The 23,406-nt window shown below is 37.6% G+C and carries 17 protein-coding genes; 12 read left to right on the top strand and 5 right to left on the bottom strand.

The features are described 5' to 3' along the window. Positions 1-12 precede the first annotated feature (12 nt). Positions 13-1,143, bottom strand: a complete 1,131-nt coding sequence (yfkAB, locus tag CRO56_RS10050) for a radical SAM/CxCxxxxC motif protein YfkAB (RefSeq protein WP_097158500.1) — start codon at positions 1,141-1,143, stop codon at positions 13-15. A gap of 179 nt (positions 1,144-1,322) precedes the next feature. Between yfkAB and CRO56_RS22850 the strand changes: the two genes are divergently transcribed. Beyond that, positions 1,323-1,493: an SE1561 family protein gene (locus CRO56_RS22850; RefSeq protein ID WP_097158499.1), complete on the top strand. Its 171-nt coding sequence runs from the start codon at positions 1,323-1,325 to the stop codon at positions 1,491-1,493. 58 nt (positions 1,494-1,551) lie between these two features. On the opposite strand, the gene CRO56_RS10040 is transcribed toward CRO56_RS22850, so the two are convergent. Next, a complete protein-coding gene (locus tag CRO56_RS10040) occupies positions 1,552-2,313 on the bottom strand; it encodes an SDR family NAD(P)-dependent oxidoreductase (RefSeq protein WP_097158498.1) in 762 nt (253 codons plus the stop codon). Between the two features lie 172 nt (positions 2,314-2,485). On the opposite strand from CRO56_RS10040, the gene CRO56_RS10035 reads away from it, so the two are divergent. From CRO56_RS10035 to CRO56_RS09995, 9 genes are all read left to right on the top strand, one after another. After that, positions 2,486-4,033 (top strand): fumarate hydratase, encoded by a 1,548-nt coding sequence (locus CRO56_RS10035; protein WP_097158497.1) that lies wholly within the window; start codon positions 2,486-2,488, stop codon positions 4,031-4,033. 755 nt (positions 4,034-4,788) lie between these two features. After that, the gene (gene pdaA, locus CRO56_RS10030) at positions 4,789-5,526 is read left to right on the top strand and encodes a delta-lactam-biosynthetic de-N-acetylase (RefSeq protein ID WP_245855821.1); all 738 of its coding nucleotides are present in this window, start codon (positions 4,789-4,791) and stop codon (positions 5,524-5,526) included. A gap of 376 nt (positions 5,527-5,902) precedes the next feature. Beyond that, on the top strand, positions 5,903-6,814 hold the full coding sequence (locus CRO56_RS10025) for a DNA-3-methyladenine glycosylase family protein (RefSeq protein ID WP_097158495.1): 912 nt from the start codon (positions 5,903-5,905) through the stop codon (positions 6,812-6,814). Continuing rightward, positions 6,774-8,192, top strand: coding sequence for a 23S rRNA (uracil(1939)-C(5))-methyltransferase RlmD (gene rlmD, locus CRO56_RS10020; RefSeq protein ID WP_097158494.1), 1,419 nt, complete (start codon positions 6,774-6,776; stop codon positions 8,190-8,192). The genes CRO56_RS10025 and rlmD overlap by 41 nt, the downstream gene beginning before the upstream one ends. Before the next feature lie 430 nt (positions 8,193-8,622). Beyond that, positions 8,623-9,897: a M20/M25/M40 family metallo-hydrolase gene (locus CRO56_RS10015; protein WP_097158493.1), complete on the top strand. Its 1,275-nt coding sequence runs from the start codon at positions 8,623-8,625 to the stop codon at positions 9,895-9,897. Between the two features lies 1 nt (position 9,898). Continuing rightward, positions 9,899-10,705, top strand: a complete 807-nt coding sequence (locus CRO56_RS10010) for a DUF3100 domain-containing protein (RefSeq protein WP_097158492.1) — start codon at positions 9,899-9,901, stop codon at positions 10,703-10,705. Beyond that, positions 10,686-11,174, top strand: coding sequence for a hypothetical protein (locus CRO56_RS10005; protein ID WP_097158491.1), 489 nt, complete (start codon positions 10,686-10,688; stop codon positions 11,172-11,174). Before CRO56_RS10010 ends, CRO56_RS10005 begins: the two co-directional genes overlap by 20 nt. Positions 11,175-11,736: 562 nt before the next feature. Continuing rightward, positions 11,737-13,860 carry a tetratricopeptide repeat protein gene (locus tag CRO56_RS10000; protein ID WP_097158490.1) on the top strand — a complete coding sequence of 708 codons (2,124 nt, stop codon included), beginning with the start codon at positions 11,737-11,739 and terminating at the stop codon, positions 13,858-13,860. Between the two features lie 1,080 nt (positions 13,861-14,940). Beyond that, positions 14,941-15,657 carry a response regulator transcription factor gene (locus CRO56_RS09995; protein WP_097158489.1) on the top strand — a complete coding sequence of 239 codons (717 nt, stop codon included), beginning with the start codon at positions 14,941-14,943 and terminating at the stop codon, positions 15,655-15,657. Here CRO56_RS09995 and CRO56_RS09990 read toward each other — a convergent pair. Then, positions 15,638-15,793: an anti-repressor SinI family protein gene (locus tag CRO56_RS09990; RefSeq protein WP_101541061.1), complete on the bottom strand. Its 156-nt coding sequence runs from the start codon at positions 15,791-15,793 to the stop codon at positions 15,638-15,640. The genes CRO56_RS09995 and CRO56_RS09990 overlap by 20 nt on opposite strands. 117 nt (positions 15,794-15,910) lie before the next feature. Between CRO56_RS09990 and CRO56_RS09985 the strand changes: the two genes are divergently transcribed. Further along, the gene (locus CRO56_RS09985; RefSeq protein ID WP_097158487.1) at positions 15,911-21,106 is read left to right on the top strand and encodes an ATP-binding sensor histidine kinase; all 5,196 of its coding nucleotides are present in this window, start codon (positions 15,911-15,913) and stop codon (positions 21,104-21,106) included. A 171-nt stretch (positions 21,107-21,277) separates the two neighbouring features. Beyond that, complete coding sequence (locus CRO56_RS09980; RefSeq protein WP_097158486.1) at positions 21,278-21,607, top strand: helix-turn-helix domain-containing protein; 330 nt, start codon at positions 21,278-21,280, stop codon at positions 21,605-21,607. Between the two features lie 101 nt (positions 21,608-21,708). On the opposite strand, the gene CRO56_RS22650 is transcribed toward CRO56_RS09980, so the two are convergent. Next, positions 21,709-22,509, bottom strand: a complete 801-nt coding sequence (locus CRO56_RS22650) for a M73 family metallopeptidase (protein WP_142305202.1) — start codon at positions 22,507-22,509, stop codon at positions 21,709-21,711. 99 nt (positions 22,510-22,608) lie between these two features. Beyond that, positions 22,609-23,397 (bottom strand): TasA family protein, encoded by a 789-nt coding sequence (locus CRO56_RS09970; RefSeq protein ID WP_179714242.1) that lies wholly within the window; start codon positions 23,395-23,397, stop codon positions 22,609-22,611. Between the last annotated feature and the right edge of the window lie 9 nt (positions 23,398-23,406).

Here is a 23,406-nt window from a genome sequence, read left to right as displayed (position 1 = left end):
TGGTTCACGGAGTTAAATTAACGATTGTTTTTTAGTGAAATCAACATCTTGGTAGTACATATTTTTTACGAGAACATTTGGACCTAAGCAGCTGACAGATGGGCAATGACAGAGCAGCTGCTTTGAAACGGATTCGTTTCTCCATTTCTGATATAAATCTTGCAAGGAATCTGTTTGGATGTTACCGAATGATGGGACATCCCCAAAATCAGTGACAATGACCTCTCCAGAGAAAATATTAACGTTTAAGCGAGAGCGGCCATCGGGATCATTCCTTACTGTAATCATCGGGTCCTCCATTAAGCGTTTATACAATTGCAAATCGGCTTCATCCGCATGACAAGGATAGAATGGCAAAGTTCCAAAAAGCATCCATACGGAAGGATCTCTAACATCGAGTAAATGGCGAATCGCAGCTTTGATCTCATCTAAAGATAAAGCTTCTAATGAAGAAGCGTAGTCAACCGAGTACATAGGGTGAATTTCATGTCTGGCGCACTTCATCTCTTCGACAACCTGCCTGTGAATCTTTTCTAAATAAGGAATCGTTTTTTTATTCAGCATCGTTTCTGCTGAAACAAATACCCCTGCTTCGGCAAGACGCCTGCTATTTTCAATCATTGTTGCGAAAAGTTTAGCACGCTGCTCCCTTGTCGGTTTTTTCTCCATCATGGCAAAGCCAGTGTCAACAAACTCATCGACAGTTCCCCAGTTATGTGAAATATGAAGCACATCCAGATAAGGTATGATTGGTTCGTATCGTGAAAAATCCAGTGTTAAATTTGAATTCAGCTGTGTGTATACCCCACGCTGATGAGCGTACTCGAGCAAGGGCAGAACGTAATTTTTTAACGATTTTAAAGAAAGCATAGGCTCCCCGCCCGTTATGCTGATTGCCCGCAAATGTGGAATTTCATCGAGCCTATGTAAAAGCAAATCTAATGGAAGTGCCTGCGGGTCTTTCGTTTGTAAGGTATAGCCGACGGCACAGTGAGCACATCTCATATTGCAAAGAGTGGTCGTGGTGAATTCAATATTAGATAAAGTTAAATCCCCATGCTCAACTAAGTCCAAATAAGCTTCCCACGGGTCGTGTTTCGGTGATATAGGTTTTTTCACCAGTGCATTTATTATGTCTATCATCTTTCTCATGCTCCTTTTTTGTTCCAATCGTAATTATTGCATCTATATTGGATATGTCAATGGGTGATGACGAAAACTAAAGATGTCCATAAAAAAAAAAGTGAATTGTATGGAATTTCATGACTGATTGATGATACATGATAGATGCGATAAGATAATCGGTGAAAGGAGAGAGCTTCTTGGCAAATAGCATTCAAAAAGACGAACCCATTCAATTGTTAAAACAAAGGCTTCATCTGTTTTTAGAAACCTTAGAAAATATTGATCCTGAGGAAACGGAACTAGAGGATATCGATCGCTTATTAGCGATGATCGAGGATATGGAAGTCAAGCTTCAGCAAGTTAAATAACGATTCGTCCCAAAAAAAACGGTGTAAAACGAGAACCATCGCTTTACACCGTTTATATTTATCCTTTTTTTGTTTTATAAGCGAGAAAACCATCATCAATTGGGACAGTTGAACCATTTATCGCACTAGCCGCATCTGTAAATAGGAATGTCACAACACTCGCTACCTTTTTCGGATCAATGAGTTTACCGCGCAAATGGAGGGAAGCGAGACTCTCTTTCATTTCCTCATTTTCTCCCAAAATCGGTGTATCGATAAAACCAGGTGCGACACCGACTACGCGTATGCCGTAATCAGCTAATTCTAAAGCGCCTGATTTTGACATCATCACGACAGCGGCTTTTGCCGCATTATAATTAAAGCTTCCAAGGGCCGCTCTAAATCCATAAATAGAGGCAGTATTTACAATTGTGCCAGGTACCTTTAGCTCCACCATTTTTTTAGCTCCGTAATACATCCCGTAGTAGACGCTATGCTGATCGACATCAATGACACGATGGTAGGATTCCGGATCCATTTCTAAGAAAGGTTTAACCAGTCCTATTCCGGCATTATTAAAGATTCCATTTAACGTCCCAAATTTATCAGCAGTCCATTCAATCATCCCTTTGACCTGCTCGGCTTTTGATACATCGACTTTGTAGGATGCAGCATTACCGCCATTGGATTCAATTTGACTCACAACATCTTTGGCCGCATCTTCATTATAGTCTGCTACTACAACCGTTGCTCCTTCTTCAGAAAGCTGCAATACGGTTTCCTTCCCGATTCCGCTGGCTCCGCCGGTTACAATTATGACTCTATTTGCAAGTTCAGCCACTAATTAAAACCCCTTTCAAAAAAGATCGTTCCAATTTTATATTGTTCTCTCGATTCTATTTTTTATCCTCATTGCTTTAAAAGATTAAAATGTTTTATTCAAAATTGTATAAAAAAGGGGTATAATTGAAAGCGTTATTAAACGGCTTAGTTGCCTGAGGGGGAACATGAAGATGAATTTAGAAAAGCTTCAAGAGAGTATCTATCAATTGATTGTCGAAACATCTACCAATCTTCCAAAAGATGTTCGTCGTGCGATTCGCCAAGCAAAATCATTAGAAAACGCAGGAACTCGTGCGGCGATGAGTTTAGCAACGATTACGAATAATATTCAAATGGCGGACGAAAATGTATCACCAATTTGCCAAGATACAGGACTGCCTACTTTTAAAATTAAAACGCCAATCGGAGTAAATCAGCTGCGAATCAAAGATGCAATCCATGCAGCGATTGCACAAGCTACAGAAAATGGAAAGCTGCGCCCGAACTCTGTTGATTCCCTAACCGGCAAAAACAGCGGGGATAACCTTGGATACGGCACTCCAGTTATTAAATTTGAACAATGGGAAAAGGATTATATAGATGTTCGTTTAATTTTAAAAGGCGGCGGCTGTGAAAATAAAAATATTCAATACAGTCTTCCTTGTGAATTAGAAGGTCTTGGCCGTGCAGGAAGAGACCTTGACGGAATCCGCAAATGTATTATGCATTCTGTCTATCAGGCACAAGGTCAAGGCTGCAGTGCCGGCTTTATCGGTGTTGGAATTGGCGGAGACCGCACCTCAGGATATGAATTAGCGAAAGAACAATTATTCCGCAGTGTCGATGATGTTAACCCTAATGAGGATCTTCGTAAATTAGAAGAATATGTGATGGAGCACGCGAATGAGCTTGGAATTGGAACAATGGGCTTTGGCGGGGAAACAACGCTTTTAGGCTGTAAAATTGGGGTAATGAACCGAATTCCTGCGAGCTTTTTTGTATCAGTAGCCTATAACTGCTGGGCTTATAGACGTCTGGGGGTTTTAATTTCTCCAGAAACTGGGGAAATCTCTGAATGGCTATACCAAGAAGGAGAAAAAGTGGAATTTAATGAAACAGCCGAAAAAGAAGTTGCAGCGGCTACGGAAGCAGCACCTCAGGTCATTACATTAGAAGCACCCATTACAGAAGAAAAAATCCGTTCCCTCAAAGTAGGTGACGTGGTTCAAATTAACGGAATGATGTACACGGGCCGTGACGCGATCCATAAGTATTTAATGGATAACGATTCACCTGTGGATCTAAATGGCCAAGTTATTTATCACTGCGGACCGGTTATGCTAAAGGATGAAGAAGGCAACTGGCATGTTAAAGCCGCAGGACCAACAACGAGTATCCGTGAAGAACCTTATCAAGGCGACATTATGAAAAAATTCGGCATCCGTGCAGTGATCGGAAAAGGCGGTATGGGTCCGAAAACATTGGCAGCTTTACAAGAACATGGCGGAGTGTATTTAAATGCAATCGGCGGTGCAGCCCAATACTATGCAGATTGTATAAAATCGGTTGAAGGCGTAGATCTGATGCAATTCGGGATTCCAGAAGCAATGTGGCACCTTCGTGTAGAAGGATTCACTGCTGTAGTGACAATGGACTCCCACGGCAACAGCTTACACCGTGATGTGGATAAATCATCGCTTGAAAAATTGGCTCAATTTAAAGAACCTGTTTTTAAATAATATTATGGCGGGAGAACCGATCCTTTTTGGGGTCGGTTTTTTGATAGGTTTATTTCTGTGCTAAGATTGGTTATCCGGATTTGAGTTCGTTTAAAGGGTGCTTGAGTTCAGTTAACTCAAGTTGAGTTCGTTTAAAGAGTTTTTGAGTTCAGTTAACCGGAGTTGAGTTCGTTTAAATTGTAGCTGAGTTCGGTTAAACCATGTCTGAGTTCTGTTAAACGGTGCTGAGTTCTGTTAAACGGTACTGAGTTCTGTTAAACGTGTGCTGAGTTCCGAAAAAACGGATGCCGAGTTCCGAAAAATGAGTGCCGAGTTCCGAAAAACGTGTGCTGAGTTCCGAAAAATGAGTGCTGAGTTCCGAAAAATGAGTGCCGAGTTCCGAAAAACGTGTGCTGAGTTCCGATAAACGAGTGCCGAGTTCCGAAAAATGAGTGCAGAGTTCCGAAAAACGAGTACTGAGTTCCGAAAAACGAGTGCTGAGTTCCGAAAAATGAGTGCAGAGTTCCGAAAAACGAGTGCAGAGTTCCGAAAAACGAGTGCTGAGTTCCGAAAAAAGATGCTGAATTCCGATAAAACTGATACAGTTTCAATAAAACTAAAATAAAACATGGAAAAACAGCTCTAATAAGGTCATAATTGCCAGCTTTATAATTGCATTGAAGATTTTCCCCTCGCGAAAACTAAGCAAAAAAAGTTTTGGGGGGACTTATATCATGAGTCTTTTTAAAAAAATTGGGGTTCTCATAACCGCATTTATGTTGATCCTATGTCAAACTGGCTATGCCGTTTCCAATCAGTCAATTGGCTGGGGATTTAAACGAGCTACAAATGGAGAACCACCTGATGCCGGTAACAAATACAACGAGCTTTTAGAAAAATATGATGCCGTTTATAAAGGACCAGGCGATCGAAAAGTTTTATATTTAACTTTCGATAATGGCTACGAAAATGGCTACACAGAAAAAGTACTGAATGTGTTAAAAGAAGAAAAAGTGCCTGCTGCCTTTTTTGTAACCGGGCATTATATCAGAACTGAACCTGATCTATTGAAAAGAATGGTGAATGAAGGCCACATTGTCGGCAATCACTCTAATTCACATCCGGACTTTACACAGATTTCCGATGAACAGATTCGAAGAGAATTAAAGTATGTAAAAGATGAGGTTGCAAAAATAACGGGACAACAGCACATGAACTATTTAAGGCCACCCCGGGGTATCTTCAGTGAACGTTCGCTAAAAGTTGCAAAAGAAGAAGGGTACTTTCATATTTTTTGGTCACTAGCCTTTGTAGATTGGAATGTGAATCAGCAAAGAGGCTGGCGATATGCTTATGATTCCATAATGAAGCAAGTTCATCCTGGCGCGATTATTCTTCTTCATACTGTTTCAAAGGACAATGCCGAAGCTTTGCAAAAGGTACTTCGAGATTTAAAGAAACAGGGCTATACCTTTAAAAGCCTTGATGACTTATATATGAATAGTCCATTATAAAATGTTGGAGTCTAATTTTTAGGTGATTGGATAGCCAATCAGGGAAATCCGCTCTGGTTCTTTTTATGATTTTTGAAGATTTTTTTGTATTGATTTATAAAATGCCGGTTATAGGGAACCAGTTTAAACGGATTTGTTAATTTGAATAAAGTTTTATCAATTTTTACTATGAAAAATATTGAGATAACTGCCTCAGCCATGCAATCGCGCGAAAATCTGAATTTGCGCGCGAAAATTAAAAAATACGCGCGAAAATCCGTCAGATTCGCACGAAAGTAAACTTATGGAACTTACCAACATTACTCTAACCAGCCCATTCTCTCCACCGAACATTTGTGCTATAATGGGCACAAACTAAAGGAACGGAGATAACCAGATGGTTCAAATAAGGGAGAAGATTCTAGGGCCGTACCATTTTGATGGGATCTTACAAAGATTAGCGCTGGATCCATTAAACTATGTAGACCTAAATAACCGGGAAATTAAAATTCCAGTATATCTTCAGCAAGCTAATGTTGCAGTTTCAGTAAAAGCAATTGGCACCATGGAGCAACCGGAGTTTTTACTTACTTTTGCAGAAAAAGAAGGAGTGCCTGCCGAAGCCGTTAAACAGGAAGTAGAACGATTGTTTCAATGGAACACGAATATGGATGAAGTTCATCAGCACTTTCTGAATACAGATTTGGCTCCTATTTTTGAAAATCATAAAGGGACACCGCTTGTGCTTGATTTCGGGCTGTATTCTTGTATAATCAAGTGCATTATTCATCAGCAGTTAAATATGAATTTTGCTTTTACCTTAACAAAGCGATTTGTTGAGACCTACGGTGAAAAAATCGATGGTGTTTTATTTTACCCATCACCAGAAACCGTCGCAAATATCCAAGTGGAAGAGTTAAGGGAACTTCAGTTTAGTACGCGCAAAGCGGAATATGTGATTGAGGTTTCGAAGCTGATTACTTCTGGTGAATTAGATTTATATAAGTTGCAGGATAAAAACGACGAGGAGATCGTCAACACATTAATAAAAATAAGAGGCATCGGAAAGTGGACGGCGGAAAATTTCCTGTTGTTTGGCTTAGGAAGACCGAACCTTTTTCCTGTCGCTGATATAGGATTGCAAAATGCCCTAAAGCAACTGTATAACATGGACCGAAAACCTACATATGAGGAAATGGACCGATGGAAAGAAGCATGGAATCCTTACATGACATACGCTTCTCTCTATCTATGGAGGAGTATTGAAAGTGGAACAATCAAGAAAAAAGCAGCAAGCCAAAAAAACTAAAACGCAAATAGTCTTACAAGCAGGTGAAACCTTTCCATTAACAATTAAGAAGCTTGGAATCAATGGAGAGGGAATTGGATATTTCAAAAGAGGAGCTGTTTTTGTTCCTGGTGCTCTTCCGGGTGAAGAAATTGTCGCAAAAGCAACAAAAATTCATGAACGATTTGCAGAAGCTGAGATTCGTAAAATCCGCAAGAAATCTCCATCGCGAGTGATGCCTCCGTGTAAGGTTTATGAGCTGTGTGGCGGATGCCAGCTTCAGCATTTAAATTACGAGGATCAGCTCGGACATAAACGTGACCTGGTCATCCAATCGCTTGAAAGATACACGAAGATCCCGACAGAAAATCTAGATATCCGTCCGACGATTGGAATGGATAACCCATGGCATTACCGAAATAAAAGTCAATTTCAGGTTGGAAAAAGGGATGGAAAGATTATCGCCGGGTTATACAGTATGGATAGCCATAAGCTGATTGATATCGGAGAATGTATCGTCCAGCATCCACTCACAAATAAAGTAACAAGCAATGTCAAACAGATTCTTGCCGATTTAAATATTCCGGTCTATGATGAGCGTTCCCGCAAAGGGAGTGTCAAAACGATCGTTACGAGAATCGGGGTCGAGTCGGGGGAAGTTCAGGTTGTATTAGTTACTGTAACCAAAGAATTACCTAGAGAAGATGCCATTGTTGATGAAATCCAAAAACGGCTGCCTGAGGTTACTTCGATTCAGCATAACAGTAATCCGAAAAAGACCTCGCTTATTTTTGGTGAAAAAACCAGACATCTCAGAGGAAAAGAAGCGATTCAGGAACAATTAGATGTTTATACCTATGAGCTCTCTGCTCGTGCTTTTTTCCAGCTTAATCCTTACCAAACGAGAAAGCTGTATAAAGAAGTGGAAAAAGCAGCGGATTTAACCGGCAAGGAAAAGCTTGTGGATGCTTACTGCGGTGTCGGAACGATCGGAATATGGCTCGCTGGAAAAGCCGCAGAAGTCAGGGGCATGGACGTGATTGCCGAAGGAATTGAAGATGCTAAAAGAAATGCCGAGCTCCAAGGAATAACAAATATCACCTACGAGGTTGGGAAAGCAGAACAGGTTTTACCAAAGTGGGTGAAAGAAGGCTGGAAGCCAGACGTGATTGTAGTCGATCCGCCGCGTACGGGATGTGACCAAGCATTGCTTAAAACCATCCTTCAGGTCAAACCGAAAATATTTGTGTATGTTTCCTGTAATCCATCCACGCTGGCGAAGGACATAGATGTTTTAAGTAAAACATATAAAATTGAATATATGCAGCCGGTTGATATGTTTCCGCAAACGGCTCATGTTGAGTGTATTTCGCAACTCATTTTAAAAGAAGGCAACTAACCCTTTGGGGTGTTGCCTTTGCCTTTTTACTTGTTTTGAAGCGGATTAACAAAACTAAATTGAATATGGACATCGCCATCATGTTTACAAGTGATTTTGTCAACTAGTGAATGCTTGAAAAGAATTAACGATTGTTAAATAGGTTCAAATAAAATCCTTAAATTTTTTCAAATTTACATAATATTCCATGGATATAAACATATCAGAAAAAAAGGTTGATATCGAACATTATCTATAATAAAATTAAAATTGTTCGGATTTAGGTGTTTTGAATATCAAAAATAACTGATTTTGTCTATCAACAATATAGAAAATACAAATAATAGATAGAGAGATGTACGAGATGACAAATTCGTTAATTTAAAGAAATAAAGAAGATTAATGAGATAACCATATAAAAATAATATGCTGCGAAAAAGGAGAATCGAACGTGATTTTCAAAAACCAATATGAAGAGATAAAAAAAGTGGCTGAAGATATCTATTTTCATCCGGAGTTAGGATATAAAGAAGAGAGAACAAAAAGGAAGGTTATTGATTGTTTAGAACAGATGAATCCGGATGTTCAAATAGAGGAATTCAGTACTACTGGTTTTAAGACAACGTTGGGTGATCAAGATAAGGATTTACATGTGGCGTTTATAGCAGAATTAGATGCGGTGTATGCCCCATCACATATGTATGCGGACAAAAAGACGGGTGCTGCACATAACTGTGGTCATTATACACAGGTTGGCATTTCACTTGCTTTATACAATTATTTGGTAAAGTCAAATGTATACAATGATTTTGATTATAAAATATCCTTTGTCTTTGTCCCTGCAGAGGAATATTTGGATCTAGCTTATCGTGACGCGTTAATAAAACAAAAAAAGATCACTCATTATGGCGGTAAGCCGGAAGCAATGAAACTTGGTGTTTTTGATGATATTGATTTTGGCATCTGTGTTCATGCTATAGGCGGAGAATTTGCAAAACGAACTATTAATACCAACTGTGATTTAGCTGGATTCCTGTATAAAAAATATAAATTTATCGGAAAAGCAACCCATGCAGGGTTTGATCCGTTTTCCTCAAAAAATGCTTATAACATGTCTACCTTGTTTAATGTAGCTGTCGGCTTAAGCCGACAACAACTCAAAGATTCAGAAAAGGTACGAATCAATCCGATTGTGATGGAATCAGATATGTCAACCAATGTTATACCAAACGCTATTACAGTAGGGACAGATTTACGGACATTATCCACTGAATATATGAAGGAAGCTGCAGTTAAACTGGATGATGCTGCAAAGGGAAGCGCTATAGCATTACAAGGAGATGTTGAAATTTCAACACAGATGGGTTATTTACCTTTTAAACAAGACCGTTATTTATCCGGATTTGTATGGGAAGCATTTGAAGAAAATAATGAAATCGACGTGCTGTTTAATGATGATCCGATTAGTGCAGCAGGAGATATTGGTGATTTGTCTTACATGATTCCTTGTATTCAGATTGGTTACAGTGGCTTTAAGGGAACGATTCATGGGGATGACTTTATTGATATCGACCCTGAATTTATTTATGAGATTTTCCCTAGATTCTTAGCACAGGTTTTCGAAAAAATGAATGGGAACATTGATCCTTCGAAATTGTATAGAAGAAGTTATGAAGAATATATCAGTTTAATTAATGAAATTATTATGGATAAGAAAGGAAACTAACATGAAGAAAAATTTCATTTATCTCATTATATTTGCACTAGTAGTCATTACGGCTGCTGAAATGATAGGATTTCAAAGTGTTAAGTTGGGCACTTTTTCAATTGGCTTATTGCCGCTCGTATTTGCGATTATCATCACTATGGTTTTAGGACTGAATCTATTCCGCAAAGGCTTTTGGAAAAAAGTCTACAGTAAAGAGAATGTTGAATTTGCCGGAAAATACTTGATTTTCTTAATGCTGCCTCTTATGGCGAGATATGGTGCAGATGTTGCCCCAAAAATAGGTGAAATTCTTCAGATTGGCTGGGTATTCATAACTCAGGAAATTGGAAACCTTGGAACTGTTCTATTAGGTCTACCTGTGGCACTTTTGCTTGGGTTACGACGTGAAGCGATTGGAGCTACACTAGGAATTGGTCGTGAAGGGGAACTCGCTTATATTTCTGAAAAATATACTTTAAATTCTGATGAAGGAAGAGGCGTTTTATCTTTATATATCATCGGTACATTATTTGGAACGATTTTTTTCAGTATATTTGCACCGATAATGCTTCAATTGGGTTTCAGTATTGAGGCCTTGGCAATGGCATCAGGAATGGGGTCTGGAAGTATGATGAGTGCATCATCGGCTTCTTTAGTTGCACAAGTCCCAGAAATGGAGAAGACTATTTTAGCTTATGCATCTGCAAGCCAGTTACTTACTAGTTTCTTAGGTACCTTTACAATGGTATTTCTTGCGGTCCCATTACAGCAATTGATTTACAGACTTTTAGTACGAGGTGATAAAAATGCAAAACGCGCTGCGTAATTCATATATTAAATACGGTTTGATCATTTTATTAAGTCTTGCCCTTATCATGTTTACACAAATTATAAAGCATTTGAAAAATCCTGAATCAATGGCAGTAACCGGGATGACGATTACGGGACTGATTGTACTATGGTTTTTCTCGATGATTGGAATTTTTATTTCGGAAAAGTTAAAAACATGTTCAATTACATTTCTAAAGGAATTTCCAGTATTAGGGTGGGTTTCAATTACATCCCTTGTTATGTGCTTGATTTCTGACTTTTTTGTACAAGCTATCCAAGCGGTGGATTTCCTTTCCATCACAACACCTATTCTTACTTTTGCCGGAATTTCTGTAGCAAATCGTTTAGTTGATTTAAAAAATACTTCTTGGAAAGTTGCTATCGTTGCTGTTTTTGTTTTTAGTGGAACGTATATTGGTAGTGCATTAGTGGCGGAAATTGGATTATTACTAGCTGGAAAGTAATTCGTACTACTAAGAGTAATAGAATAAATGAACAAAAACTGCCGAAATAGAAGGCAGTTTTTGTTTTATTTAACCGTTTTTACGTTTATCTTCAAGATTTGCCCGAATACACAACCCTTAGTCTTTTTGAGACATTATAAGTGTGGATATAAGAAGATTGCTTCTTTTCTTTTCCTTTTTTAGTCCTAAACCCTTGGATCATCCCACAGCCACAAAGAACCCTCCCCTTTTTTTTGTGGGGATTTCTCCTGCCGCCTCTAACAAACTTCTGGTGGAAACAGCCGCACTGAAAAAACAGGCACCGTCATAAAAATTAGTTTTCTTTCGATTATTATAGGGAATAATGAATTGCAATAGTTGTCGCTATATTTTGGCGAACTTTCATAGAGGAGCTGTGTTACAGGTTAATGTTGATTTTATAACATAGGTGATTGGAGTGCACCGGAGCGGAAATCAACAGTCAAGTTTAACAGAGCTATAAAATAAAATTGTTTTAGTTTCGAAGATATTAATTTTGTACTACTACTCACAATACTTCTAATCTAGTACTGGAGGGATCAAGATGACATTAGAGAATGAACTCATTAATAAATCCTATTATCAACACGTCATAGAAGGAGATAAAAAAGGTCACCCTATACAGATTTTGGGTGAGATGTACATGGATGAGAAGAAAGAAGAACTGCCCGATTTTTCCGCTATCCGTTTTTCCCAGGGCGAGGTTTATTTCCTGAATAAGGATTATGAAGCAGCGATTTTTAAATGGGAAAATGTTGAAAATGAATTAAAACCATGGGCACTGAAGAATATTGCAGATGCCCATTATGAAATGGATTTACTGGCAATTGCGGAAGACTATTACAGGTCAGTAAATACCGAATCGGTTGTTTTACAGACGGAAGTGTTACTGCAGCTTTTTTCACTAAACAAAAACTTAAGCAAACGTGAGAAAGCCGTCGATCTCATTAAGAATGCAGTTAACTTAAACCCAGATTATTCTGGTGTGACAGATATTGCCCGGACGTTCTTTGAAGAAAATCAGGACTGGGACAATGCGGTAGAGCTTGCTGTTAAGGAGGCAATTCGTACAGAATCACTTTCATGGTTTAAGGTTTTAGAAGAGTATGTTGAACGAAGGATTACAGTAAACATAGAGCCAAACTATTTTAAAGAAGCCTTGAAAACTTTATTTAATCTCGATCAGTTTCGTTTTGAAAGCCTTGCTGCATTATTGTGGAATAGTTACAGACAAACAAATTTGTTTTTTTCTTGGCTAAAAGAAATCAACAATCTTCTTCTAGGAATCGATTTGGAAACCTCGTATATATGGAAGAAGTTACCCGACCTTTATAAAGAAACATACTTTGAATTAATAAGCGGAAAGTTCTTAATAAGGAACTTTTCTGATCTAATCCATCATCATTTAACGAATTGGATAAAGGTTTCATCCGCTTCAAATTCCTTAATTTCTTCATCAGCGGTACTAGCATGGCGTGAATATTTTCCAAGTTCTCTGGATTCTGCTTTGGTTAGCAAGGCGGAACATTTGTTGAATATGTCTAGCCATTATCAAATTGGTATGGAAGACGCACTGAGACTTTATGAATCTATTAAGAATTGGGCCGAGAAAGAAGGCTTGTTAGCAGGTGAACATTTTGATTCTCTAATTAGAGATCTTAAGATGGAAGAGCATACTCTCGAAGAGCTGCGTACCTCTAAAATCATGTCTATTATTAGAAAGGTGATTAAGTTCCTGATTGAAAAACGGGCAGAAACGGAAAATGCATTATTGGATAAAATTCAATGGAACGAAGAGCTTTTAGCCAAACTGAACGGGATTCATCATCAGTTGAGTGACATAGAAGAGGAAAAAGCCCAAGCTATTAAAAAATCATTTGGCGATTTTAAAGATGATTTCAGACAGGCTTTGTTAACAAAGATACCTGAACTGCTTCGAAATTGTTCTAATCTTGTAAAGGAAGATAGTGATTATGGGAAAATCCATATAGAAATCAATGAAGAAATGAATAGGCGGATTACTCATTATATGGAAGGAACTGCTAAACAACATTTTCAAGATGCCATCCAAGGATGGATTAGGGATTGTGAGGATGATTTAAAGAAAAGTCAAGCCTTCTTAGATGAAATGAGTGATAGTATTAATAATCTTTACGCTGAAGATAAAATTGCATTGGATTGTGACTTCAAGGTACTGGATGACTGGAGGAGAGACGTAAATAGGATAACGAGAGGAATGGTACATCTCGAAAAAGCGAATATAATCATGCGTTCCACCCCTTCGCAATTGGTTTTGAAAAGCGTAGGGAAACTGCTTGGCCCATTAGCAAAGAATAAAGAAAAACTCCAGAATCTATATAAAAATTTCATTGAAAGCACGGATTACAATCAAACGGTGCAATCTATTATCAATCCCTTTATACAGCAATTAGAGTTATTCGAGAACTCTATAGCAAGGGATATGAACATGTTTTTTACGACTCCGTTTGAAGCGCTAAATCGAGCTATAACGGAAGCAGATGAACATATTAATAGAAATAAAGAGGATTTAAACAAAATACGGAATAATCCAGAAAATTATCGCGATCCGATCACTCTTTTCGAACTAAAGCTCCGTCAATATGAGATAATGAATAGTGCAGGTGAATCAATCTCTAAAAAGAATTGATCAGAGGGCAGTCTACCTAATGTTCTTTCCCTTAAAAGTGACCCTGCCAAGTAAGTAACCCTTCGTTCCGATGGTACGGAGGGTTACTTTTTTACACTTTAAGAAAGTATAAAATTTTAGCAAAGAAGTATATTCGACGTAGTTAAAATTTTTAGGAATAAAGTACGACGGACAGGACGTCCTAGTCAAGCGATACATTAGGACGTGGCGTTTCGAGCGTGATAAGTGTAACTAGGCAATTGCCGGCGCCTAAAGTCTTGGCGCTAGCCAAGTCAGGCTGTCGAGAAACTCTCGACAGCCTTATATTTTATTCACTTTCTTTAACAATTCACGGCGTTGATTTGGCATAATATAGTAAAAGGATTATAGGGCGGTGGAGATATCAACCCACTAAAGGACTATTTCTAAAATGGAAATTTAAATATGATAAAGAAAGAAACCTTTATATATGTCCTAAAGAATGCAAGTGAACAGGTTCTCCTTACTGCAGCCTGCCAAAATATAAAAAAGATTGCAATATACCTAGCAAGATTAGAAAAAGTTTGTTGCAATACTTTAGGTTGATTTTCATCCCTGTTGATTGGAGCGGAGGGCACTCGACTCCTGGGGGATAGAGAGGTCACGGGAGACCCCGCAGGCGCCAAAGCGCCGAGGAGGCTCTCGGACCTCCCCGCGGAAAGCGAGTGCCCGGAGCGGAAATCAACAGGCCGGTTAGCAGAGACAATCAATGAATAAAAAATTGGTCATTTAGATTTAGACAAAAATAAAAAATTGCCGAGAAAAATACCCTTTCTCGACGGCGCTAGCCAAGTTTTCTTTAATATGTGGTAATTATCCATTATGGTTAAGGCAGTATAATTTTCAGTTCTTATGTAAAAAAAGTAATATTTATATAAGTATATAAATAATAGTTGTTACAGTCAGATCATCATATAACCTTCAAATATCTCATGTGTTGTAACATATACTTTGGCCAAGCGGACACCTATTTCCTAATGATTGGATAATCCAGGTAATTGATGGTATATTAGTGATAAAGTTATATAGTCGTAGGTTTACCTGAGAAAAGTAGGTGAATAAATGTCTAGGGAAAAAGTAATGCTAGTGGAAGATGATCGGGATATAAGGGAAATTTTGCAATTGTACCTGCAAAAGGAAGGTTATACCATCATTCATGCTGAAGACGGTATAACTGCATTACGATTATTAAAAGAGCAAAAACCCGACATTATTATCTTAGATGTAGTACTTCCGGGAATGGATGGATTTGAAGTATGCCGGTTACTGCGTCAAAAGACATCTGTCCCCATTCTTTTTTTAAGCTCGAAGGAAGATGAGATTGATAAAATTCTAGGTCACAAAATCGGAGGGGATGATTATATTACAAAACCCTTTAGTCCTGCCCTTGTAACAGTGAAAATTCAAGCTCACCTGCGCCGCCATCATCACATAGTTAATGAATTAAGCCCCCCGTATGGAAATATGAAGCAAATTATTGAATATCCCGGACTGTTTATTGATAAAGTTAGCTGTGTTGTTAAAGCGAATGGGTCAACCGTCCTTTTATCTGCAAAAGAATATCAACTCCTTTGTCTTCTGGCTGAACATCCGAATCGCGTATTTAGTGTGGAGGATATATTCGAACTGATTTGGGGAGAAGAAAGCCTAGGAGATTACCGAACGGTTATGGTGCATGTAAGTAATTTGCGCAAAAAAATTGAACCTATACCAGCCAATCCTATGTACATTATAACGGTCAGAGGGATGGGGTATAAATTCATTGGTTTTCAGGAGTAATCCTCTTATTCTTAAAAAATTCCTGAATTTCTTCAAGTGTTATACCAAGACTTTTTGCCTCCAAGATTAGCTGTACCCACTCTTGTTCTGAATTATGATCAGAATCAACACTATGTAATACTTTACCTTTTTCCATATTCGAACCCCCATGAACATTATGCATTTATATCGTAGTTGAAGAACTATAAGATACGTATAAGATTTATTAAAGTTTAGTTAAAGAAATTTGAAAATTCCCAAAAGGGTGACATAAATGAGGAGAATACCTGTATTACCAGACTATAAATTAGTTGATGTCGAAGTTGAAAATAGTTCATCCATTATGTATAAAGGATATTCCTTGCAAGACAAAAAACTCGTTCTGCTAAAGACAGCAAAACAGCCAAATCCTACTCCGCATGAAATCGCATCTAGTATACATGAATTTCATATTACAAAAAACTTGAATATGGACGAAATCATTCGACCAATAAAAATAGAAAAGCATTTAAATGAACCATTTTTAGTAATGGAGTATTTTTCTGGTATCACCTTAAGGGAATTCCTTAAAGGTCAAAAGCTGGATATCTTAGAATTTCTTTCAATTGCGATAAGATTGACATCTACTCTGATACATCTGCACCAACACCAGATTATTCACAAAAATATAAATCCCGAAAATATTATTCTTAGTTCAGCAAGTGGCCAATTAAAGATTACAGGATTTAATTATGCAACAAAATTAAAAAAGGAAAGCCAAGGTAAGAGTGTAACACCATATGAACTTGAAGGACAGCTAGCTTATATATCTCCTGAGCAAACAGGCAGAATGAATCGGTCTGTCGATTATAGAGCAGATTTATATTCCCTCGGCGTTTTATTTTACGAAATGATTACTGGGGTACTCCCTTTTACCAACAAAGAACAAATTGAGCTGGTACACGCACATCTCGCAAAAACACCTCCGAGTCCAATCGAAGTAAACCAAAAAATTCCACAAATCCTTTCAAATATCATTATGAAGCTTCTTTCAAAAATACCAGAAAATAGATATAAGAGCGCATTTGGTTTACGAGAAGATCTAAAAAAATGTATGGATCATCTTCAATTATTTGGAATAGTTGAAGCTTTCCCGCTTGGACAGGATGATCCATTAACTGTCTTTGAAACAGAAAGCAAATTATACGGCAGAGACGCAGAGATAGAAAAATTGCTTCTGTCATTTGAACGGGTGAGCACTGGTAATTCGGAGTTGATGTTAATTCAAGGTCATTCTGGAATTGGGAAAACTGCGCTTGTAAATGAAATCCAAACCCCGCTTGTAAGAGAGAAAGGCTATTTTATTTCCGGAAAGTTTGATTTACTTCAAAGGCAAAAACCCTATTCACCAATCATTCAAGCATTTAAATCATTAATAAGACAAATATTGACTGAAGGGGATGAACGAATTCAAGGATGGAAAGTGGCTATTGATCGGGAACTATCAGATAATGCTTCTGTTATCACGTCAATTATTCCGGAGTTAAAATGGATAATAGGGGATAGTTCAAAGGAAGTGGAGTTAACAAATAGGGATGCTCATCTGCGATTTCATTTGATCTTCCAAAAATTTGTGAATACATTTGCCACAAAGGACCATCCGCTGGTTCTATTTCTCGATGATCTGCAATGGGCAGATACCGCATCACTAGGTCTGATTGAATATTTACTTACACATATAGATTGCCGCTACTTTTTATTGATAGGAGCTTATCGTGGGAATGAAGTTGGGATTGAGCACCCATTTGCCGAAACCATCCAACATCTAAAAAAAGAAAATGTTGCTATCTCGGAAATCTCGTTAACTCCATTAAAGCAAAAGGTGATTTTAAATTGGGTAGAAGAAACAATAATGGATGCTGGGACAGAGACTAAAAAACTAGCTGATCTAATGTTCCGGATTACTCAAGGAAATCCTTTCTTCATGAAACAGCTGTTTCAATCGTTTTACCAAGATGGGACCATCTTCTTTCGTACAGATTTAGGAAAATGGTCTATCCAATTTGCTAAGGTGAAGAGGGCCTTGGAAAAAGAAAATATTGTCGACTTAATGGTTAAAAGAGTGCAGCAGCTCCCATTGAACACCCAAAATATATTAAAAATGGCTGCGTGTATTGGGAATTATTTTGATTTGAAAATATTATCTATTATTTGTGAAGATGAATATGATCTAATTGGTAGAAATTTATGGGCTGCTCTTGAGGCAGGGCTAATTTTACCTGAGGATTCAGCCTATAAATGGATTTATCCAGATGGGCCCAAACAATTAATGGACAAACAGCCGCCTGCATATCGATTTTTACATGATCGGGTTCAACAAGCGGTTTATTCGATCATGACAAAAGAGGAGCAAGAAAAGGCTCACCTTAAAATAGGCAGACTCCTTGTAAAGTTTGGTACCGTTGAAGGTCATTTATTTGAAATTGTAAATCATTTAAATTTTTGTAGAAGCTATTTAAATAAAAGTGAATGGATTCCTTTAGTTGAATGGAATGTAAGAGCTGGTGAACAGGCAAAAGCATCTGCGGCATATAAGGAATCCCTCGAATATTTTCGAACTGCATACGTGATGCTTGGTGAAGCATGGGAAAAAAATTACGATTTAACCAATCGATTAATGACAGGGCTTGGAGAATGCCAATATTTAAACAGTAAATTTGAGGATGCAGAATTCACATTTAATCAAGTATTGGGGCATGTACGAACAAATCATGAGAAATTAGCAATCTATAATATGAAGGTCGTGCTCTATACACATGTTCATCGTGTAGAGGAGGCTGTAGAATCCGGAATTTCCGGGTTAAGACTATTTGGATGGAATATCCATCGAAATCCTAATAAGGCATTAGTTACAAAAGAGTTTTTACTCGCCAAAATAGCCTTACGAGGAAAACATGCAGATCATTTAATGATGCTTCCTAAATTAGAGGATCAAGAAAAACGATTATTATTAAATACAATGATAACGATGAATGCACCATCCTTTCACGTTGATCAAAATCTTGCAGCCATTTTAATGCTTCGAGCGTTACGTTTTTCTCTTAAGCACGGTATTACGGATATTACATCATTGGTATTTAATAATTATGCACTTATTTTAAGTGCTGGTTTTAGTGATTTTAATAAAAGCTATGAGTTTGGGAAGCTTGCAATTGAACTTGCTGAAAGAAGCGGGAATGCAGGGTTAAAAGGAAGAGTATATTTTGTCTTTGCAAGCTTTATTAATCATTGGAGGCATCCAATTAAATCTAATTTAGACTATTTAAAGAGGTCACAGCAATATTGTATAGATGCAGGCAATATTCACCTGGCTGGGGCAAACAGCTCCTTTATCGCGATTACGCTGTTCATAATGGGAGGGCATTTACAGGAAGTACTTGACGGTATTAAAAATCAGCTCATATTTATAGACCAAATCGGTTATGTCATATCAAAGGGATTTTTAAATGAGCAAATTCGTTGGATTGACGTCTTGATGAACGAAAAAACAACATCGGATTGGGTATTTGAACAGGTGTTAGATGATGATTCAGCCAAGATTATTCATTATACATTAAGGCTGCAGATGTCTTATCTGTTTAATGAGGAAAAATTTGCAAAGCTAGTAATCCATCATTTAGACAAACTGATCAGTAATAGATTAACACTTGTTATTATCGCTGAATATTATTTTTATGATGCACTTTGGGCCTCAAGATTGTATCATAAAGCTCACCCGTCTATGCAAAAATCACTCTATAAGAGACTAAAAAGGAATGCAAAAAAGCTTAGAAGGTGGGCAAAGCTTTGTCCAGAAAATTATTTACACAAATGGAAGCTTGTAAAAGCTGAAATAGCAAGAATTGATGAGGATCATTTAGCCGCAATAAATTACTATGATAAAGCTATACAATCAGCAAAGAAGAATAATTTTATTCAAGATGTTGCAGTTAGTAAGGAAGCTGCAGGTTATTACTATTTTTCAAGAGGACTTGAAACCTTAGGAAGTGCCTTCATCACGGAAGCATACCGTACCTATAATAAGTGGGGTGCATATGCAAAAGCAAGCAAATTACTGAAGGAATTTGAAGGCTTCATTCTTAACGTTTCAAATGAAAGTCGGTTTGGATTATCCCATTCGATTGCATCCCAATTTGATATTGATGCTTCCTTAAAAGCTTCCCAAACGATATCAGGTGAAATTATCCAAGAAAACCTAGTAAAGAAATTAATGAATATCACGATGCGAAATGCAGGAGCAGAGCGGGGATTTCTTCTTCTTAAAAGGGGGGACCAACTATTCGTTGCTGCGAGGGCTAGTATCGATGGTAAGGTTGATGAGGTGTTATCACTTCAGCCGGTAGAAGAAATGAACGTAATTTCTGAAATGATTGTTCATTATGTTGTGAAAAGCAGGGAAGCAGTCGTATTAAATAATGCAACTGTTGAAGGAATATTTGTTGAGGATCCATATGTTGTTGAAAATAAGCCAAAATCTATTTTATGTTTGCCAGCGATTTATAAAGGGAAGGTTAATAGTATCTTATATTTGGAAAATAATCAAACCAGTCACGCATTTACCCAAGATAGAATAAAATTTTTATCCTTTCTTTCAACTCAAGCAGCCATATCCATTGAAAATGCTGAGCTATATGGAAAGCTTGAAGAAAAGGTAAAAGAGCGTACACAAGAGTTAGAACAAGTTAATCAACACCTAGAACAAGTAAATAACGAGCTTGCTAGATCGGAACAGGTACGCCGCCATTTATTATCTAATATTTCTCACGATTTGCGAGCACCAATCGCCACTGTAAAAGGATATATTGAAGCAATATTGGATGGTTTAGCAGAAACTGGCGAGCAAAGAGAGGACTATTTAAGAAAATGTATGGATCGGGTAAATGGGTTGAATATGATGATTAATGATTTATTTGAACTTGCCCAGCTTGAATCAGGACAAATCCATTTTTCTTTTGATATCGTGCCAATTGATAAATTGATTAGGCGTTTAAGGGATCAATTTGAATATGATGTAAGAAAAAAAGGGTTATTTTTTAAACTTACGATTGAAAATATTGGGCAGGAAAACTACCCAATGGTTCAGGTAGATGTAAAACGATTTACCCAAGTTTTTTCTAATATTATTTCTAATGCTATTAATCATACGTACTCTGGAGAAATTTCTATCTCTTTAGGATTTGATAAAAATCTAGGAGATGCATACGTTTTAATCAAAGATAGCGGGGAAGGTATTTTGGAAGAAGATCTCCCTTATATATTTGATAGAAACTTTACGAAATCCAGACAAGGCAATGGGCTAGGTTTAGCCATATGCAAAGAAATCATCCTTTTTCACAAGGGTAAAATTTGGGCTGAAAGCAAGCATGGCGAGGGCACAACCATCTGTATTCAACTGCCAGTTTTTCAAATTGACCCTTTGTTTGCAGAGTAATACGTTTCCGATATGGTTAAATACCGATTTTCATATAAAATTTCAGAAAAACAAATAGGTGAAGATTGAAAAATTACTCTCCTCCAAAATACATGACTAAAATAAAATGTTCTTGATAAAAAACGCACTTATTCTTTATATGATATAATATGTAGAAGGAGGGGTACAAAAATGATTGGTGAGCGGATCAAACATTACAGACAATTACAAAAAATGTCCTTATCTGAACTAGCAGAAAGTGCAGGTGTTGCTAAATCCTATTTAAGCTCGATCGAACGAAACCTCCAATCTAATCCTTCTATTCAGTTTTTGGAAAAAATATCAGCTGTTTTAGGTATTTCTGTTAATCAATTGCTCCATGATGAAGCAGATGAAGCGGAAAACATAGAACTTGATTCTGATTGGACTGAATTAGTTCGGGAAGCAATGAAATCCGGGGTCTCCAAAGAACAATTTAGAGAATTTTTAGAGTTTAATAAATGGAGAATTAAGAACAAATGAAAAAGCTTGGCAGTTTAATGCCAGCTTCTTTTTATGTGCAAAACTTAATTTTTTTAATTCACTACTAAGAAAAAAGACTTTGATCCAATCTAGATATAGGATCAAAGTCTTGAAAATTTTGGTCTTGTTCTTTTTAAATCACGGTTAAGATTTCTTTGGACAATCAATAATATTACCCCAATTGTCAAAAGAATTGTTCCTGCTAATAAGTAGTTAAAAATATTGGTTGCTGTCGAAGGTAAAATAACTCCGTCTGTCGGCGGCCCGTCTTCATCAATCGGGCGAACTACCCCGTTGGAATTGTCTTCGTCTGGATCTTGAGGTGCTGGATCTGGATCAGGGGTTGGATTAGGGTCTGGGTCTGGATCTGGGTCTGGGTCTGGGTCTGGATCTGGGTCCGGATCAGGGTCTGGGTCCGGATCAGGGTCTGGGTCTGGGTTCGGATTTTGAGCTTCAACAACAAATATTAACTCAAAGGTAAAAGCTAATCCCTGATACTCATTCCCAAGTTCGAATGGAAATTCCACTTTAAAATTTAGATCCTCTTCATAACCTGATGCTAAAAATCGAGGAGTAAAACCATTAAAGTCCTTTAATTTTCCATCATATAATACTGTATTAGAACCGTCCCACACCTTAAGTAAGAATTCGTTATATAGCCTCTCATCTCCACCTGTGTATTCAGCCCTTGAACTATATTTGAAATGGCGATTTCCAGGGTTAAGAATTGTAAGAGTTCTTGTAGCATAATCTCCAGGTTTCATATTAGATACTTCAAACAAGTAACTATCTGGAATTGTATCAAGGTCTAAGTTGGGAGCAGCAAGGCTTTTATTTACGGGCAGAAAACAAACGATGGTTACTACAGAAACTGCGATAAGCATTAATCTCAATGTTTTCATCACAAAACCTCACATATTTTAAGTCTTCAATACTTAAAATATTTCCATTAGGCAAAAGGTGGGCAAAGCACCCACCTTTTTGCATATAAAACTAGTTCATTATTGCCCATTTCTAGCTTGTTCATTTGATTCTACATAGCCTTCTTCATCCGAAACATCTTGGCCTTCCCATTGACGGGCTTCTAGAGTGAATGTAATGTCAGCTGTGTCTCCTTGATACTTGTTCTGTTCTTCTACGCCACGAGCATCTCTTATACTGTACTCAACAAATTCAATGGACATTTCAACTGTATCGAAATCGGCTGGATTTACTGGTAACCCAGTCCATTGATTCTGAGCAGCAGAGGCAAGGTTGACGTGACCATCCACCCAGTGGCCGTTTCCAATTGCAGCGGACAATTTAGCAATAGCAACAGGGTCAAGTTGATCTGGATTGGTAGCTAGATAAATGTCAGCAAGGGTAATGTTATCCGCTGAACTAATGATTTCCTCATCAGCACCTTCAATTCCAGTTTTCAAAAGCGTTACTTTAAACTGACTTAAATACTCATCAGCTGTATTAGCTCCATAAATATCTGAGTCCGCGCCAACAGGAAGATAATCTGTAAAGTTAACACTGTCGATTGATAGCAGTACATCTTTAATTGCTAATGTACCTGCATTATCAAGCTTGATATATCTGGTCATTGTATCTCCAGGTTTTAAGTTAGAGATGTTAAAATTAACTGGTCCATTGTATTCATCGACTACAAGATCTAGTGATCCAGCAGCTAAACTTGCGTTTACTTCTTCAATATCATTAAATGCAGCCCAGGTTCCAGCTCCCACTAGGGACATTCCAAGCGTTGCAGATAACGCTCCCATTGTTAATTTCTTCTTAAGACTCATTTTCATTAT

The organism is Bacillus oleivorans (assembly GCF_900207585.1).
In the GTDB taxonomy this organism is placed as follows: domain Bacteria; phylum Bacillota; class Bacilli; order Bacillales; family JC228; genus Bacillus_BF; species Bacillus_BF oleivorans.
This window is presented reverse-complemented; position numbering and strand designations above follow the sequence as displayed.

What these genes read in the sequence shown, in the direction of transcription:
- yfkAB (WP_097158500.1), bottom strand. Translation starts at nt 1,143, where the DNA reads ATGATAGACATAATAAATGCACTGGTGAAAAAACCTATATCACCGAAA.
- CRO56_RS10035 (WP_097158497.1), top strand. Translation starts at nt 2,486, where the DNA reads ATGAATTTAGAAAAGCTTCAAGAGAGTATCTATCAATTGATTGTCGAA.
- pdaA (WP_245855821.1), top strand. Translation starts at nt 4,789, where the DNA reads ATGTTGATCCTATGTCAAACTGGCTATGCCGTTTCCAATCAGTCAATT.
- CRO56_RS10025 (WP_097158495.1), top strand. Translation starts at nt 5,903, where the DNA reads ATGGTTCAAATAAGGGAGAAGATTCTAGGGCCGTACCATTTTGATGGG.
- CRO56_RS10010 (WP_097158492.1), top strand. Translation starts at nt 9,899, where the DNA reads ATGAAGAAAAATTTCATTTATCTCATTATATTTGCACTAGTAGTCATT.
- CRO56_RS10005 (WP_097158491.1), top strand. Translation starts at nt 10,686, where the DNA reads ATGCAAAACGCGCTGCGTAATTCATATATTAAATACGGTTTGATCATT.
- CRO56_RS10000 (WP_097158490.1), top strand. Translation starts at nt 11,737, where the DNA reads ATGACATTAGAGAATGAACTCATTAATAAATCCTATTATCAACACGTC.
- CRO56_RS09995 (WP_097158489.1), top strand. Translation starts at nt 14,941, where the DNA reads ATGTCTAGGGAAAAAGTAATGCTAGTGGAAGATGATCGGGATATAAGG.
- CRO56_RS09990 (WP_101541061.1), bottom strand. Translation starts at nt 15,793, where the DNA reads ATGGAAAAAGGTAAAGTATTACATAGTGTTGATTCTGATCATAATTCA.
- CRO56_RS09985 (WP_097158487.1), top strand. Translation starts at nt 15,911, where the DNA reads ATGAGGAGAATACCTGTATTACCAGACTATAAATTAGTTGATGTCGAA.
- CRO56_RS09980 (WP_097158486.1), top strand. Translation starts at nt 21,278, where the DNA reads ATGATTGGTGAGCGGATCAAACATTACAGACAATTACAAAAAATGTCC.
- CRO56_RS22650 (WP_142305202.1), bottom strand. Translation starts at nt 22,509, where the DNA reads ATGAAAACATTGAGATTAATGCTTATCGCAGTTTCTGTAGTAACCATC.
- CRO56_RS09970 (WP_179714242.1), bottom strand. Translation starts at nt 23,397, where the DNA reads ATGAGTCTTAAGAAGAAATTAACAATGGGAGCGTTATCTGCAACGCTT.